Below are 16,649 nucleotides of genomic sequence, written 5' to 3'. Positions count from 1 at the left end.
CCTCCCCCTGCCGCGCTCGTCCCGTTCATTCGGCCACTGCAAGGCGCTGAACCTAGGATCTTGGGTAAGGAATACGGAGCTTGTTCAGTGCCCGCCTCCGCGGTGGACATGAGTGATTACAACGATCTACGCACTCTCCATCGGATGGGAGTGCGCCTTGGCGCCACCTGGCTCTTCGTGGGCAGCCATCAAGCGAATAATCGCGTCTTCGGGCAGCAGAGCTTGCCTTCTTCCCGTTGCTAGTACCGAGGTTGCCCACTCCCAGGCAACGTTATTGAAACTGACGGACCGTCGCACGTCTTCGCTGGCGTCTTCGAACGGCACCTTCAGTTTGATTCTCGGCCCCAATCCAAAGCGAAGGTCAAAGCCGTAGTCGACCGAGAGCAGTCGGCGAAGCTCCCGCGTTGGGCCGCCGGGGACGTAGCCCGTCCAGCCATTGGCTTTCATGTGAAGGATGGTGCTGCGCAGCCAATCTGCCTGGGCATTGAGCACTCCCCGGTCCAGTTCGAACTCAACGAACGTGTCAGAGGCCATTGGGAAAACATATCGGATAAGGTACTCGAAAAGTTCCGGTGCGATCGCTCGCAAGCCCGTCACAGTGGCGGCCATCAGCATGATTCCATGCAATGAACGTCCGATGTCAAACGCACGCGACGCATCACCCGCTTCATGGGCTTCCCGAACGAGTACGACGGCAGCAGCGATCGCCTGCAGGTCTGCCTGCCCCTCAAGGCGGATTAGCGGCTGGACCGGGGCGGTGCGCCGAACATAGCGCCCCATCGCCAATGCCCGTTCTTCGAATAGGGCACTTTGGATCGATGGCCGCAGTCGCTTCAGCAGCTTGTCACCGTCGCCACCGATCGGCCGACTCACATCCAGCAGGTCCCAGCTCGGATCCTCCAGCAGGTAGCTAGAACGCGGGACCTGCTGTTCACAGGCATAGACCGTCTCAGCACTTGGGAGGTGCTTCCCCACAGCGTACTTGGCCCACACGTTGTGGTGATACAAGCCATCACGGTAGGTGTGTGGCTGCAGTCGCTGTCCGACGCCGTAGGCGGTGGATTGGTGCAGGCGTATGCGTAGCCCTTCAAACCAAACGCCAGCTCTAAGGACGTTCAACGCCTTCTTCAATGATCTGGGGCGATCGGATTGGGCAAAACACAGCATGTTTTCTAGCCGGGCTTCGTGATAAGGCTTTATCCTTTTCAATGGCTTAGCAGACATCTTGGTGTGGAAATAGAGTAACGATTTACTCCAGCTTGCCATCTGTGCAAAAGCCAATGCAATGACTACGCTAGTGCCATGACTGAGCGTGACACGATCGTGGACCCACTGGCTCGCTTGCTGGAGCAGGATTTGCTGCAGCGCTATGGACCAATGATTGGCCAGGATGATCTGCGGCAAGCCTTGGGCTACAGCTCTTCCGACGCCTTCCGCCAGGCCCTCGCTCGAGGGGTCTTGCCCGTTCCTGTTTTTGCCATCGCACATCGGCGCGGCAAGTTCGCGCTGTGCAAGGATGTCGCGCAGTGGTTGGCCCAATTACGACATCACGCACAAGGCGTTGAGTCGGCAGGATGCTAGTAGCCACAGTTTCGCGCCCAGTCGGGGCTGACTGCGTTGTTCGCGCCGACGCCTGCTGCACTTGTCGGCGTCGATGACCCTGTCGGCGTCGTTTACGTAACTGTTGCAGATGGATGCAGCAGAGCCTCGCGCCCGGAGCCGCCCCCCAGTTGCTGACGGTAAGGAGAACATCCTCGCAGACCTAGTTCAGAACTCCGGACCATAGAAATGAAAAATGCCCCCGTTGGCGCGGAGGCATTTGGCCTCTCGTCGGAGCGAGAGGTGGTGAGCACTAGTAGAAGCTGACATCAGGCTCGCGCATTTCTCCCCCCAAGTCAAGTCGCCCAATGCCGGCGGCTGGGCACTCGTGTGCGCTCGCTCGGGCCAGTCGACCCCGGCAGACAAGAGGCGTGCTGAGTTTCCCTGGCCGCGCATGGTGCGAAGCAGCGCACACATGCGCCGCAACAGGAGAAACCAATGACTGCAGGAGCAGCGGCCACCGCCTCGGGCGTGGCCACGTCACATCACGTTGACGCTTCACTGAACTACACACCCCGTCCGCTCAAGCGAGGCCAGCGTAGCCGGCGCGAGGTTTTCGTGTTCCAGTCCCCGCGCAATGGCCGCGTGGTCACCGTCGCCGACGCCAGTGCGTTTGCCTACGCCCTTCTGCTCGAGTTCGATCCAACCGTGCGAACCTACGTGGAAAGGCCGCGGCAGCTTCAAGTAACGAGCAAGAGCCGCATAGACCTGAGCTTCTGGTCGGAGCGAAATGACGGCACCGAGCGATTTGATCTGATCATACCGGCCGCCCGTACTCTGCAGAGCACCACAGGCTCAATGGCGCTGCCGGGAAAGCAGGAGCTCATCGAGATTGGGACTCGCAACGGGGTCAATCTGACACTGGTTACCGAGCACGAGCTGACCTCCCAGTTGTCCCAGATCGCCGTTGCCTACGAGCTGTTGCCACTGGTATGGGATAGCGCCCGTATAAGCGCGCGGGCTGCGATCGCTGAGCAGGTAAAAGAGCTGCTTAAGCGCGCCGCTCGTCTGAGCCTGCTCAGCGTTGCAGCTGCCCTGCCCTATACCTCCAACCAGGTGCGAGCCACGGTGGCCTGGATGGTTCACCAGGGCGTGGTCCACCTGATCGACCATACCCCCGGCGCTTCGGACGCCGTACTGGAGCTCGTCCGTGGCTAATCCTCCCTATCTCTACGATGCCCAGGAGCTGGCCACGTGGTACCGGCCGAATGTGAATGAGGTGCGGGAAGAAGACCGCGACTCCTATCGCCGTGCTGAGGCCGCGCTGCTCGGGGTGGTCACCGGGCAGCTCTCCCTTGCGCGGGCGGCCAAGCTGCACGGACTGTGTCGTAAACGCCTAAGGCGGATGGTAGCCCATGCGCCGGGCGTCCATGCCGACGGCATGGCCAACGGATTTCGCGTATGTGTGCCCTACGGCACCTATCAGCGCATGCCAGGAGCATCAGGCGAGGTGTCTGTTCCTAGCAGTGGCGGGCCCGGAAGCATCGCTCAGCTGCTTCAGGCGCTGCCTGCAGTGCGTGACCTGGTGGAGCGCTTCACAGACCCATTGCCGCCAGGGCGTGCACCAAGGGCATTCTCCCGCCTACATGAGCGCATTTGCGCGGAACTGCGTCGACTGGATCTCTCTGACCACTACCCCCTGAACACGCCTGACCATGGGCGCAGAGCCCTGCTCGACTACCTGCGTCGTGACCGGCTTGCCGCGGTCGTGCCGGGGACGCTGGAGCTGGAGCCTATGGCTGTCCATAAGCTGGAAGACGCCTTCCGAGGCAGGCTGTTTGATCGTACGGAGTTCGACGCGCACCGCATCGATGTCGAAGGCACCTTGAGTGTTGAGCTTCCGGATGGCGGGGTTGCAGAGCGGCCCATCACTACCCTGTGGCTTCTGGTAGAGGTGGAGGTGCGCTCCAGAGCCATTGTCTCGTGGTCCCTGCGCGTTGGTCGTGGCTACAACAACCTCGATGTGGCCACCTGCCTGGCATCGGGACTTCGCCCGTGGTCGCCTCGCGAGCTCACCATTCCTGATCTGGCCTATGCGCCCGGTGCGGGAATGCCAACGGGACTGGAGCCGGCATTGGCCTCCAGGCGCTCGCGCTCGATCGCCCTGGACAACGCCTTGGCCCACTCAGCCCTGGAGCTGGAAGCTTCGATGTGTCGCTCCCGCGGTGGCGTGATCATCTTCGGCCGCGCCCACGAGCCCCGATCTCGGCCTATTGTCGAGCAGCTGTTCTCGCGCTTGGAGCGCGGAGCACTGCGCCGGATCCCTGGCGGCTTTGAGCCTGCCAAGTCCCTAAATGAAAGCAGGCGACGGATAAGCAAAGTCCCTGGGAATGAGCACTACTTCAATCTGGGCGCATTCGAAGAGCTGCTTGACGTCATCATCGCAAACTACAACGCTACGCCGCACCCAGCGCTGGGGAGCCTGTCTCCTCTTCAGTTCCTCAGGACCCAGCCCTGCTCGGCCTTTGCTTTCAGTCCCGATGTCGCCGAGCAGGACGCCGCGGACCTGTGCACGGTCCTGGTTCCGTTGGTCGTGCATGGCAACAGGCCCCAGGGTGTGATGCCCCACGTCAACTACAAATATGTCAAATACCGTGGACCCGGCCTGGATGGGCGCTGGGAGCTGATCGGCAAGACGGTGCTCGCTCGCGTCAATCGCAATGACCTACGTACGTTGACATTGATGAAGAGCGTCACCGCTCCGTTGTGCGGTGTACGCGCTGCAGACCCTTGGGCCCGCACGGCACACGATGAGACGACCCGATCTTTGATCATGCGATGGATCAAGAATCGCGACGGGTTCAGCGTTGCCGGTGCTGATTGCGCAGTTGTGGCCTATGTGGGCTTCCTCAAAAGCAGGATGCAGACCTCACAGCTGGCGGTCGATCAATTGGCGCGCATGGACGCGGCGACACGCCCAGTGTCTCGCCAGGCTGTTGAGCCTGACTGCTACAGCACGGCTATCACGATGGCAACCGACGGCTGGATCAGCCTGGATGAATAGTGCGACGCCTGATCGCCTCCTCGCCAGCTCTGCCACCGCCAACTTCCAGACCTTGCCATGAAACACACCCACAGCAATCCGCTGATTGCCTCCCACCATCCGTTGCTGGTCCCCGATGGTTACCAGATCAACACCAAGCCCACCGAGCGGCTGGCCAATTTCATTCGTAAGAACATCTTTGAAGGACACCACGGGTGCTCGGCCTATGGAGGCGGCGGCGTGGGGAAAACCACCGCCATTGCCTACCTCACCGACAATGCACCGCGCTGGCTGATTGACAGCGACAAATCCCCGATGGGTGTGGCGATGCGGATGGTCATGGCCAGCGGCATTCGTCGCACGGACCGCGCCTTCTGGTCGACCATGAATGATCGGATGGGGATCGGTAGCTCAAGCGCAACCTCAGCAGCGGCAGGGATGGCCAAGCTCAGGAACCTGATCAGCAGCCGCTGCGGCCAAGCCGGCGTGAGCAGGATGGTCCTGTTCATCGACAATGCGCAGCGGATCACCGAGGCCGAGTACGAGTACCTGGAGGATCTGGACAGTATGGTCAGAGAGGACCGGCTGAGCCTGTTCTTGGTGCTGATGCGCCAGAGTGACGCCGAAGGCGTGGACGTGGGCGATGACTGGCGTGATCGTGCAACCCACAGCATCCGGCGCTGGTTCATGGCCACCGCCCCCTTTGGCCCATTGATGGGCCTGGATGAGGCCAAGCATGCCTTGGGCGGTTACGACAGCAGTTGGTGGCCAACGCCTGACATGCCCTACAGCCGCTACTTCGCCCGCTCCGCCTTCGACGGCGGCTGGCGCCTGGCGATGGAGGCCCCGCTGATCTGGCAGGTGATGGGAGAGCTTCGAAAGAAGGGAAAGTTGCCGGAGAGCCAGGCCTGGCCGATGGCAACGTTCACCTTGATGGTGCGTCATTTGCTCCACGACATTGCATTTCGGCAGAAGGACTTCACAGGCTTCACCGCCGACCAGGTGGCCACCGCCCTGCAGAACTGCGGCTATCTGCGGTTGGAGTACGTCCGGGCGCGCATGCGTATGCCTCTGACGAGCTGACGGAAGGAGCACGTAATGGCCTGGAACGACGATATCCAAGGGCAGCCGGCAGTGCCACGCATGATAGGGGCTGACCTCAGCCCCTATCCCTACATCTCCGGCTACGGATTGGCTCAACGCATCACGGCGTTTGCCCTCCCCGCCGGTGTGGAGCTGACGGCCCTTGGCTTCAGGAATCGAAAGGGGATGGATGTTCTGATTGCGACCCAGCGATTGGGCAAGCCCCGATCGAACTTCCTTTGGAGCTTGGCGTTGACCGACACGAAGGTGGGGGCATATTGGGCCCCGGAAGTCTGGTCGCCAACCGACTGCCCAGGATTGTTCTCTCGGCATCCGAGACCGCTTCGGCAATGCTGGGAGTGCGCTGAGCACGGATACCACAGTGCGCTGTTCCAGCTTCCCTCCATCACTCGTTGCCCCTGGCATGGGCTGCGGCTCAGCTGTACCTGCCCGCAGTGCGGTCAAACCCAGTTCGCCCGCTTCAATGATAAAAATGCGCTGGGTGTCTGTGCCTGTGGATACATCGCGATGAACGCCCGGACTGCGCTTGCAGGCATGCGCAGCTTCCCAACGTATCAATGCGCTTCGTGGGCCGAGGTCTACTTGGAGTGGGCCCAGCGTCAGCGGGAAAGACGAGTTCTCTATGTGCCCGAATCCAACCAGGCATGGGATCAGGCCTATGCCGCAGTGGCTGCCCCGCCTGCCTATCTTGTCACTCGGGAGCTGCCTGCCTCTAGAACGGCACCGACACATTTCGTGTTTGAAGGCGTTGGCGCAGATCCTGACCACGATTGCCTGTGGGGCTTCTCGCACCTGGGTGGCCCCCAAGTCTTCCGCTTGACGCCTTTGCCCAAAGGCGTCATTGACCGGCTGGCGGCCATCACGGATCAGGCCGTTGCGGAAGTGGCGAAACAGGAGCGCGAAATGGTGCCAAGCGAAGGTCACGCTCGCCCGCTCGATTCAACGTCAGCGTCGCCGGCCAGAGATCGCACATTCCTTATCGGCCCCTATGGCCTGTCGGAGAGCGGTCATGCTTGGCTCAGCCTGGCGGTAGTGGACAAGGAGCTGACGATTGCCTGCGGAAACGCCCTACTGCACTTTTCTGAGAAACTGCGCACGTCTCTTGAACTGCATCTGTCTCCGCAGGCGAGCGTGGCGTCGGTGCTTGGTTCCATCGGCGGCCGCAGGCACCTTGTGGACGCAATGATGGATTGCGTATGTCGTGCTTATGACCAAGGTCTTAGATCGCGGCTGTGCCACCCCACACAGAAGCCGAAGAATGCGCAGGCCAGCACTCTGGAGGTTCCACTGATTGAACTGCAGATCCGTGATGGGGCCATTGCCAGGGTTCAGGTGGCGTGGGCGCCCTCTCCTTCGGAAAAACGGGCGCCAAGCCTGCCGGCGCCCTGTGACATTCGCGAGGTTTCACCGAGGTCGAAACCGAATTCGGCGTAGAGAAGGGAACGGGAGGGTCTGCGACGACGTGGGTCACATGATCCTTGGAGAAGGTAATCTCTGTCTCTTCGGCCGACAAGGGTGCTCAGAAGCGGAGGCGAGCAGCGACTCGTGCAATTTCAAGCGCTAGGGCTGCGCCTGCGGTCGACTCGCGGCGACGGGGGCGATGGGTCCAGTGTTCGGGACGGTAGTGAGCCTACGCAGGTTTGGTGCATATTCAGGCGTAGCGAAAGCGCTACCTGGTGGCATTTGAGCCAAGATTGGACCGAATTCGGTGAGGCTATGCAAGCTGTTCCGACGGGTGCAGGAAGGGGGCTGTACGTGACGGCCGGAATTTCGACGTTGTCCGATAGCACAGAGACTGGCGATTCTGGATCATCGCGTCACCCCTAGGAATGGCAAATAGAACCGTGAGTGCCGTTTAGCTAGGGAGTTCCTTCTGAACCTACGGATTCCACCATGACCACTGCCTGCCTCGTTTTGACCCAGCCGCCGAGCTGGCGCATGGTGAGCGCCCAGACCAGATTCAGCTGCGCCGCACCGGAGTGGCGAATAGCAGCCCTCGATTGCGTCATGTCCAGCGGGAGCCACTCAGGCAAATGCCCGGCCAGAACCATGGGATCGGCCTCGCTAATCTGGACGATCTGAACCGGAAGCGGACGTCCCAGTATTTCCCGTCCGTAGTCACTTGCCCCTTGGAGCGTGAGAGTTCCTCCGAGCAGGGGGCGCAGTTGCTGCTCAGCCTCTTGGACCGAAACTGGGCCAAGGCCGGCGCATGCCTCAACCAGTGCCTCGAAGCACGCAGCCTCCAAAGGGGTATTCCCCAAGAAGGACAGCTGCCTAGATACAATCTGGCGGATTCTCTCTCGAGTAATCCCGTGCACCTCGCCAATTGCACGCAGGGTGCTCTCATCCTCGCCCTGCCCGCCATAGCGAGCCCTGAAGACCAGGGCATTTCTCTCTGCACGCGATGGTGCATGGGCGCGCCGTGTCAGAATGCTGGCGAGGCCGCATCTCTGGGGAAGTTCAATGGCGACGATTGATTACACGCAAGCGGTCAAATACGACGTTGAGCGGGCTCTCCTCAACAGCCGTCGCACCGTTCTATCGGCGCGGCTGAGTCATGAACGCAACTGCGCTCAGCCCTATGCTCACGCAATAAGCAAACTTCAGGCTGAGATGCGTGATGTTGCCGTGCTTGTTCGCCGGCTCAGTGTCCGGCTGGAGCCAAAACGCTGAGACAGTGACACCGTGCGCCGCTGGCCCGCCCAGTACATGTCAGCGGCGAGGACTCGATGCCAATCTCATCGGAAGAGACGCTGGGGCCGTAGGCTGGAAGAAGTAGACGTAACGACCCCAAGGAGCTTTGCCGTGAGCACAATCACCACTACACCGCCCAAAATCACCATTGCGGTGCGTCGTCTGACCGATTCCGTCGTACTTGGCGCAGAGCCGATCTATCTCCCCGTCCGGCCTGAAGCCGACGCGATCGTGCATGAGTGCTTTCCCAATGTGCAGGCCAAGATCGCCCGGGATGGCGGCCAGATGCTGTGCGGTTGGCAGCTTTGGGAGTGGCCGGATGTGCTGGTGGAGGCAGAGTTCCATGCTGTGTGGGTCAGCCCGTGCGGGGAGCCGATCGACGTCTCGCCAAAGCCCGAAGGTGAAACGCGCATACTGTTCGTTCCGGACCCGGGCAGGCGCTACGAGGGCTTGGCCATCGATAACGTCCGAATGCCGCTGAGCGACGATCTGCTGATCAGGCATTTCATCCAAATGTCCGAGGCCATCGTGGGGGTCATGAATCGAGGCAAGCGAGCAACGCAGTACGGCCACGTCAGCGTTCCCGCCAATGAGATTCAGCCGCTTCTGCAGGCAAGAGCTTTCCTGGGGCAATCACTCGCCGCAGGGCTCCGCGAGCATACGCCGTGCCTATGCGGCAGCGGCCGCAAGTATGCGCGTTGCCATGGTAGCCACGTAGAGGCCTTCTTTGGCTCTTGATGGTGGCGTTCTTGGCTCATTTGAATTGTCGTCAATCCAAAGCAACGCCGTTGCTTCTAGCGCAGCGTCGGTAGCTGGAATCAGTGCGCCCCAAGCGAACTCAGGCCTGGTGGCGACTGATTGCACTCTTCCTAGCGGCGCCCTGGGAACACGAACAATCACCCGCATCGCTCGTTAATTACGACGTGCCCTCCAGGCAAGAGGTGAGTGCTGCATTGCAGCATCCGACCGCGCTGGCACCGAGATCAAGCGGCCACAGCAGATGTCGCCGTTCGAGCGGCCGGACCGCGTTTTTGGCGCTCAGGCCTTGCACTTAAAGGCCTAGTGCAGGAGAACTGCGTCCTGCCAGTTGCCTGCCGTACCCGAAAGGTGTATTAGTAGCAATACTACTAACCGCGCTCTTGGAGGCAATGATGTCTTCTGATTTCGCTCCAGTCCCGCCACGGCCGAAGGGTTGGGACGACCTCTTTGAGATTACCCATGGGCTTCATGGAATCCCTATCGAGGAGATAGAACGCGGGAGAGTCGATTATGAGTACACATTCAGCTCCAACGATCTTCGCCCCTGTGGCCGGCTGGGGTGCGAGCAAAAGCACTGTCATGGCTGGCTTGTCGCCTTGGCTGGAGGGCGTTTCGTCAACATTGGGAACGACTGCGCGTTGAAGTACGCCCAGGCGGGTTTATGGTCGTCAAGCATCAGGAACTATAGAGAGCAGGAAGCCTCCAGAGCTCGGGCGGTCGCGCTTGTAGAGGTGAGAGAGCAAGCGCAGGGGAAGCAGTATTGGTTGGACAATTCTCCTGAAGTTGATCGTGCAATCGCGCTGCTCCAGTCATTCTCAGTTCAAGCCCGCGGCGGGCTTCTTAAGGAGCTTGAACGGCGCGCCGAGCGTGGGCACGTAGACATAGAGAGCGAACGACGGCTGACCGATGATGAAGTTCAGTTGCGACGGGCGATGCTTGCTGGCCGCCGAACAGAAGATGAGCCAATGCCGTATTTGCCCACTGTGGAGAGGGTCGTTGTAGGGCGCATTGAGGGGCTCGAGTGCTTCAAGGGCAACGGAAATCCGGAACGGTTAAGGATGGACCTTCAGCGGTTGGTCGAGACATTGTTGAAGTGGTCTCCCGCACAGAAGGATCGCAGCGCCCAACGCGCCCTGCTTCAAGCGACCCGTGATCTGGCGCCACTGAGCAATCGCTTGAATTCCAGCATTGTTGCAGCTGGGCGATTCTTTACCGAATCCAATCTTGAGACGCTGATGCGCCTGGAAATTATCAGATCTCAGGGCATTCAGTCGATCAAACTTGATGGAGTCGGCGGCGTTATCATTTCTCGCCTGCCGCACTGGAGACAGGCCGCCTAGGCTCCGCGCCAAGTCTCGTAGGTTTGATAGTTCGATTCCGGTGGGCAAGGCGCATGCCAGCCTGGCTAGATCCCTAGCGAAAGCTCGGCGCCCCTCCCCTCAGCCCCCCTTTCCCCGAGTCTTGATCAGTGGGTGAACTGCGAAGGAGCTCGCCTAAACAGCCCAATGTTGTTTCCGAGAGCGATTGGTAAGGCCGCAACCTCTGAGTGAGCTTCAGTTACCCTCTTCAAACTCATCCTCTGTCGCCCCCATGACTTCGACGAGCGCCCTTCTGGTCCTGCCATTGGCGGTTACTTTGTATGCCGTCCCGGCAGTGCCTCCCAACGAAACCACATACTTGATCAAGCCAACCATCCTGGTCTCGGTCAGTGTGAGCATGATGCCACCTGCATCATAGTCGCCCTCTCCCAAATGCAGGAAGGCCTTGGCGGGCACGCCGGCGTAGAGGTTACTCAGCGAGCTCTTGCTAACCGTGTTGACCCAGCTAACGTCGCCGGAGCTGGAGACGCTGACCTCCCGATGGTTGACCAGTGGTCCACTACTAGTTCCTACCCGGCCCTGCGCCTCGGTCAGGCGTGCAGCGTTAATCGGCCAGCCTCGAATTGCAAAGATGCCTCGATCAACTTGGCGCAAGAGGGGCGAGCAAGCCAAGGCAACAGAGAAGGAGATGGCGTTGAGTCCAAGATTTACGACCAATGATTGATGAAGTTCGCTGCGAGAGGCCAGCCCGCCTCGAAGCTTGAGTTCCTCAACGATTGATTGTGCAACTCCCTTCTTGCCCTCACGAGGCGCACCAGGGTTAGCCAGCCGGAAGTCGTCGCCTTGTTGGCAGACTAGAACAGGCGTCTTGGCGAGAACCCTTTGAACGACCTCCATTGGCGGCCAAATGCCGGCATCTTCTGCAACATCAGATGAGGCGCCACGTGAATAGCGTGTTACGCCGCTATAAATGACCTCGATGTCAAGTGCACCCTTTGCATTGGAGAGGATATCGATCGCCCGGTTCACGACTCGATTCGCGCTCCCGTCAACACCAAACCAATACCAGGCTTGATCGTCATCGACCCACTCGAATCCTGGGGCATGAGCGATGATTGAGCGGAACTCATCAGGAGCGATCCAATCTCCGTGCTGGCGCATGGTCAAGGCCCAGACGAGATTGATCTGGGCGGCACCACAATGCCGGATCGCCGCCTTGGACTGCGAAATCCCCGCCACAAACCACGTGGGCAGCTGCCCAGGAAGGACCACCGGATCTCCCTTCTTGATCTGAATGATCTGAACGGGAAGAGATCGCCCGAGCACCTCGCGCCCGTAGTCAATTGCGCCCTGCAAGCTCAGTGTCCCACCCAAGAGACTCCGCAACCGCTCTTCAGCCTCTGGAACTGCAACAGCTCCCAGCTCCTGACACGCCTCTGCTAGTGCATCGAACTGCGCTGTTAGGACGGTGGTCGTCGGAAGGAAGGACAGCTGCTTGTCCACGATCTGACGGATGCGCTCGCGGGTGATTCCATGAATCTCCCCTATGGCACTCAATGTGCTCTCGGAATCTCCCTGCCCGCCATAGCGGGCCCTGAAGACCTGCGCATTTCGCTCGGCATGGGAGGGCGCATGCGCGCGCCGGCTTAACAGACAACCGTTGAATAGAATCTCCTCGTATAGATCCGTCGGAGAAGCCATGGACGCTATCACTTCAGCTTGAATGGCCCGCCCCTGGCGCACGTCGAAATCGGGACCAGGGGGTTCAACGCAGCATGCCTCAGCGATGGCACAGATATCCTTGTACTTAGGAATTCTGCTGATTCCCGGGTTCTCCCATGCTGCCACTGACATATGCGATCGTCCTATGCGGTCCGCCAGCTCCATCTGGGTTAAGCGGCCTCTTGGATTATCGCGGCGCGCGGAGCGGAGCCAAAGCTTCAGCGCATTGCGCGATGCTCGGGGAAGTACAACCGTTTTTTCTGAAGGAGTGAGGTCCAGCACAGTTGGGCAAAGGTAGTCGGCCGCCTGTACTACAAGATCGTGGGCAGGATAGCCGGTAGCGGCGGAGATCTTTTTGATTTCCTCTGGCAGAGGAGTGTCTTGACAATGCAAGCTGAAGAGCTTGACGAGTCGCTTCCTCTGTATCCCTGTCTTTGCATGGATATCCGAGATGCCCTCGGATCGCTGTAACGAGAGCGACATCCAGTTTTTGATGATCTCAACCGCGGACTCGTCTGAAAGCTCTCCTGCTTCGGTACCGATCCACCCGTCCAGCATCTCCCCCTCCCTGCCTTTTACGGCGTTCCTTGGAGATGAATATCGCGTTCCAGCCACCGACTGTCCACTCTGCTGTCGATTGCGCCGTTCAAGAGCGTCAGACTCGGCAACAATAGAGCGCCACGAGGAGCAGCTCTATGATCCGACGGACCTAGCACCCGGGAGAAGGAAGGTGCCGCCGGCCAGCATCACTCGCTCAATTGAGCCCCCTCTCGCGAAATCTGGGGCACATTGCCCGGGGTTCTAGCGCAAGCGGGACACCTTTTCCGGAGTTCGCGGACGATGGGGCGCTTTTTCCGTAGTTCACTAAGAACGGGGCGCATTTATCGTAGTTCGAACTACGGACAGTTCACCCAATCCATGTCGCCAAACTATAAGAATCAATGGCTTGCAGATGGGGGACATCGTCCCCGTCAATCAAATGGCTGGGCCTCTGGCTCGGCTCTTTGACTGCCACAACGGAAACGCCCCAGATCCCACAGCTGTCCGCCCGTATTTCCCCACAAGGACGCCCGCGATTTCCAGATCTCCCCCAAAGATGCCCTTGATTCCTGGATCCGCACCTAAGACGCCCTCGATTTCTGGCTCCACATCCAGCTCGCCCTTGAGTTCCCAACTGCGCACCTGATCGGTCAGAGCTTGTCGCCTGCACTTCCCAGTTCCGCCAGTCGCGACATTGGTCGCAAGAACAATTAGACGAGATCTCGGGCCTGAACGTGCGAACAGTTCAGCGGGTTGAGCAGGACTACAACACCGCGACTTCCCTGGGTGACGCGCCACGCCCCGCTCCACCTGCTCAAGCGCGTCGCTCGCCCCCTGACCAAGCTTTGACCTTAACTGGGCGTCGGTGACTCCCTCCCGTTCTGGTCGGCATCTGGGCCTTGTAGCGGCTCAAGCGCTGAGCTATAACGCCTTAGCCAGTCGCTATAAAGCGCCGGTGTTGTGCCCGCATAGCCAATAGGCTCCGGGTGCCCGAGGTCCACCCAATGGGGGCACGGGAATCCTTCGATTCCGGAGCCATCCATGACCGCCAAACGCCGCAGATCCCTTCGCACTTCTGCCTTCTACGCCCAATCGGGCCGTTGCTTCTATTGCGGCCTGCCGATGTGGCTCACTGCACCCTCAGAGCTCGGGCTGAAGGCCAGTAAGGCCCGAGCCTTTCAATGCACCGCCGAGCACCTGGTGGCCCAACAGGACGGGGGCAGAGACGTGTCCGGGAACGTGGTGGCCGCGCATAGCCGGTGCAACCAGGGCAGGCACCAGCGGAAGGGACCAGCCCCTTCCGCTGAAGCGTTCCGGGCGCTGGTTCAGACGCGGCTGGCAATGGGGAGATGGTGGTCCCGACTGCCATCAGGGATTGCACGTGCTTCCGTATGGCCAATTGAATTGAATCTTTGCAAGGAATCGGCAGCTGCTTGCCTGATTCGCTAGTCCACACTAGTGGCGCCCGGTTGCGGTGCTAGAACGGCGAGTCTGCTGCGAAATGGTCGCGCATTGGGCCTAACAAGGTCTGCGACCCTGTCAACACGTCCGAGAATTCCACCTGTCGCCACCTTCTCGTTCCAATATCGTTCCATCCACTCGGCTTTATCCAGGATCTTACCCGGAGCGCCTAGCAGCCTCTTGGCGATGAAATGCCGGATGAGAGCGGCCTGGCTATCGAGAATCACGACGCCCGCCCTTGGATTAGAGTCATAAGCGCTGTACGAGATCAGATAGTGGACATAGTGGCGGTCTGGCTCTTCGTCATCCCACGTCAACAGGTTGCTTAACCCCGCAGCGCGAGCATCCGATCGCACCTCTTCGCTCACGAGCACCATGGGATTGCGTGCTTCCTTACATTCCATGCGATAGGCGTCCAGCATCGCCGGTCCGAAGATCATCTGAGAATCATGATGAATGCTTCCAACTGTGAGCCCTCCACGTATCAATATATCAACCACTAGCAGGTTCTCGGCCAACATTCTGATGTAGCTCAGGATGTCGGCAAGGCCAGCAGGAGAGCGGCTGCTTGATATGACGATGCAGTCGCTGAAGTAAGTGAACAAAAGTGCTGTTGCTGGGTTGCAGCACGCTGTGTTCTTTAGTCTGTCGATGGCCTCTGCTATTTCATCAAGCTTGCTCATGTCGGCTGCCGACTCTTGGACAAGTGCGGAGAACCCGAGCATGTCGATGAAGGCGACGTACTTATCTTGGTAGAGCATGAAGAACTCCTTAGATGGTCGTGCCCATGGTGCCGAGGGCGGTTCCATTTGACCAGCGGGTGCGGGGCACGTCATAGGCCATGGAGCAATGTCAGCGACCTGGCTCGCGCACTAGTCTCGCAGAGGCTTGTTACGGCGCATCTTCGCATCGGATAGAAGCGAGCGAACGAGAGAGTTGAAGTCCATCCTGGCCCTAAAAGTTTCCTTCACCCTTGGTTAAACGAATGTCCGCTTTCGGTCAGAAGCGGACCAAAGTAGCCGGTGCTCTTCGCAGCCCGTACGCGACTTGGAGTCATATCATCAATCTGTATCAGGGCTCAGACCTAAGTGCCTGATGGTCCAATTCAGCGACACTATCCAGCTTCGGCGTCATCGCACACTTCGGGATACAGCCAGCGCGATCCGCTTATGGAACCAAACCGCACTGTGCCTTACTCTTAAGGAACATTGCCAACGGCAACCTTCGGCAATTGAATTTAGAGAATCCGGGCGGTTCATCCCGCGCGGCCCGTTAATGTCTACAGCTGTGGAGTTGTGAATGGCAGAAGATCAAGGTGGTGAAGAGGTAATTAGGGAGATAGGGAAGGCGCTAGCCCTTGCGTCTGAGCTTGATCCACAAATTGTTAGATCGCTTCGCTCCGCGATTGTTCAGGCGATGTCTGATTACGAGGACGACACGAATGCACAAGCTGCAGCCGCACTTGCGGCGGTTCTCGATTTTAGACCTGTGACGACCCAAGACGCCCTCTCGCAAACCTTGGGTGAGATCGGGAAGCTGGTCCAAGGTCTCACCGGACTGGAGGACGTTCATTACACTGTTGAGACACCAGAAGGTCGCCGAGTTCGCTCAATCCGGTCACATCTACCAACTGTATCACCCCAGCGTTTGACGGATCACGAGCAGGCAGATCTTGAGGCCTATATCGCTCGATATCTGCCACCGGACGACCCTCGCGAGGAACACGCGCCACGAGGACCGCGACTGTGACGATCAGTAAGTTAGCAATCCTCAACGCTGTGAAAGCAGCCATTTCGCGTGCTAAGGCGAGCGGGTCTCCCTACGCGCAAGGAAAGGCTTACGAACTTCGGGTGCTGCTTAGGCTTCTGCGAATCATCGATAGTGCGGGCTACAAGCTCACGTGTACCCCCAAGATGGCAGGCGTCCTGACGTTTGGAGGATCTCCATGCAAAGCAAACCATCCGGATCACGATTACATCAGTGGATCTACGTCTACTGAGAAGCTCGAGATTAGGATTTCAGTGCAGGTCACCACACTAAGCCATAGCTGGAAAGGCACGACGGTGGTCAAAGCGGCTGACCGTCACGAGATTGACGTCGGTGTATATCGTCCGATTAAGACCCGTCGCTATCCCGCATTTACGGAGTTACTACTTGGGGTCTCGTGCAAGACTGGCGGCTGGAACAAGGCGTACGTCCGCGAGGCGCTAGGTATGCGTAGGGAGCTAGGATTCCTCACATCACCTAGGACGAGCTTGACGAGCTCAGCTCCGTGGTTCATCGCAACAGTTCCCTGCGATCCTCCGGTTCCCTTTGCCTTGTACGCGACCAACGCTGGGTCCGCCGTGTATGCGTCGTTGGCAGCTTTGGGGCTCTACGTCGAGCACTACAAGGGGTAGCGGAAACAGGCTTTGGAGTACGGATCAACTCAGGTGTGTCGAGAACGATGCCCGCTTTGGGTCGAAGGC

Annotated in this window: 10 protein-coding genes and 1 pseudogene; 8 read left to right on the top strand and 3 right to left on the bottom strand. The window is 59.3% G+C overall.

Annotation, left to right across the window (positions count from 1 at the left end; translation table 11 throughout):
• Positions 1-126: 126 nt before the first annotated feature.
• Positions 127-1,539: a hypothetical protein gene (locus E5790_RS20720; RefSeq protein ID WP_176422024.1), complete on the bottom strand. Its 1,413-nt coding sequence runs from the start codon at positions 1,537-1,539 to the stop codon at positions 127-129.
• 498 nt (positions 1,540-2,037) lie between these two features.
• On the opposite strand from E5790_RS20720, the gene E5790_RS20710 reads away from it, so the two are divergent.
• The 7 genes from E5790_RS20710 to E5790_RS20675 all read left to right on the top strand — a co-directional run bounded on the left by E5790_RS20710 (position 2,038) and on the right by E5790_RS20675 (position 10,479).
• Entirely contained in the window at positions 2,038-2,757 is a 720-nt protein-coding gene (locus E5790_RS20710) for a hypothetical protein (RefSeq protein ID WP_032966753.1), read from the top strand.
• Positions 2,750-4,603, top strand: a complete 1,854-nt coding sequence (locus E5790_RS20705) for a hypothetical protein (RefSeq protein ID WP_005413361.1) — start codon at positions 2,750-2,752, stop codon at positions 4,601-4,603. Before E5790_RS20710 ends, E5790_RS20705 begins: the two co-directional genes overlap by 8 nt.
• Before the next feature lie 57 nt (positions 4,604-4,660).
• Complete coding sequence (locus tag E5790_RS20700; RefSeq protein WP_005413362.1) at positions 4,661-5,665, top strand: AAA family ATPase; 1,005 nt, start codon at positions 4,661-4,663, stop codon at positions 5,663-5,665.
• A 15-nt stretch (positions 5,666-5,680) separates the two neighbouring features.
• Positions 5,681-7,120, top strand: coding sequence for a hypothetical protein (locus tag E5790_RS20695; protein WP_005413363.1), 1,440 nt, complete (start codon positions 5,681-5,683; stop codon positions 7,118-7,120).
• 1,029 nt (positions 7,121-8,149) lie between these two features.
• On the top strand, positions 8,150-8,359 hold the full coding sequence (locus E5790_RS20685) for a hypothetical protein (protein ID WP_128988313.1): 210 nt from the start codon (positions 8,150-8,152) through the stop codon (positions 8,357-8,359).
• A gap of 132 nt (positions 8,360-8,491) precedes the next feature.
• Positions 8,492-9,118, top strand: a complete 627-nt coding sequence (locus tag E5790_RS20680; protein WP_050557871.1) for an SEC-C domain-containing protein — start codon at positions 8,492-8,494, stop codon at positions 9,116-9,118.
• Positions 9,119-9,531: 413 nt separating this feature from the next.
• Complete coding sequence (locus E5790_RS20675) at positions 9,532-10,479, top strand: hypothetical protein (RefSeq protein ID WP_125893261.1); 948 nt, start codon at positions 9,532-9,534, stop codon at positions 10,477-10,479.
• Between the two features lie 213 nt (positions 10,480-10,692).
• On the opposite strand, the gene E5790_RS20670 is transcribed toward E5790_RS20675, so the two are convergent.
• Entirely contained in the window at positions 10,693-12,738 is a 2,046-nt protein-coding gene (locus E5790_RS20670) for a helix-turn-helix transcriptional regulator (protein WP_032966756.1), read from the bottom strand.
• Between the two features lie 668 nt (positions 12,739-13,406).
• Between E5790_RS20670 and E5790_RS22220 the strand changes: the two are divergent.
• Positions 13,407-13,589, top strand: a pseudogene (locus E5790_RS22220) (hypothetical protein); the annotation flags it as partial.
• Between the two features lie 576 nt (positions 13,590-14,165).
• On the opposite strand, the gene E5790_RS20655 reads toward E5790_RS22220, so the two are convergent.
• Entirely contained in the window at positions 14,166-14,942 is a 777-nt protein-coding gene (locus E5790_RS20655) for a hypothetical protein (protein ID WP_021201823.1), read from the bottom strand.
• Positions 14,943-16,649: the final 1,707 nt, after the last annotated feature.

The organism is Stenotrophomonas sp. PAMC25021, assembly GCF_004795795.1.
Taxonomy (GTDB): Bacteria; Pseudomonadota; Gammaproteobacteria; order Xanthomonadales; family Xanthomonadaceae; genus Stenotrophomonas; species Stenotrophomonas muris.
The sequence above is the reverse complement of the archived record's forward strand: the minus strand, read 5'-3'. Positions and strand labels throughout refer to the sequence as shown.

Excerpts from the sequence above, each read along its gene's own strand:
- E5790_RS20710 (WP_032966753.1), top strand. The coding sequence starts at position 2,038 with ATGACTGCAGGAGCAGCGGCCACCGCCTCGGGCGTGGCCACGTCACAT.
- E5790_RS20675 (WP_125893261.1), top strand. The coding sequence starts at position 9,532 with ATGTCTTCTGATTTCGCTCCAGTCCCGCCACGGCCGAAGGGTTGGGAC.
- E5790_RS20655 (WP_021201823.1), bottom strand. The coding sequence starts at position 14,942 with ATGCTCTACCAAGATAAGTACGTCGCCTTCATCGACATGCTCGGGTTC.
- E5790_RS20695 (WP_005413363.1), top strand. The coding sequence starts at position 5,681 with ATGGCCTGGAACGACGATATCCAAGGGCAGCCGGCAGTGCCACGCATG.
- E5790_RS20700 (WP_005413362.1), top strand. The coding sequence starts at position 4,661 with ATGAAACACACCCACAGCAATCCGCTGATTGCCTCCCACCATCCGTTG.
- E5790_RS20685 (WP_128988313.1), top strand. The coding sequence starts at position 8,150 with ATGGCGACGATTGATTACACGCAAGCGGTCAAATACGACGTTGAGCGG.
- E5790_RS20670 (WP_032966756.1), bottom strand. The coding sequence starts at position 12,738 with ATGCTGGACGGGTGGATCGGTACCGAAGCAGGAGAGCTTTCAGACGAG.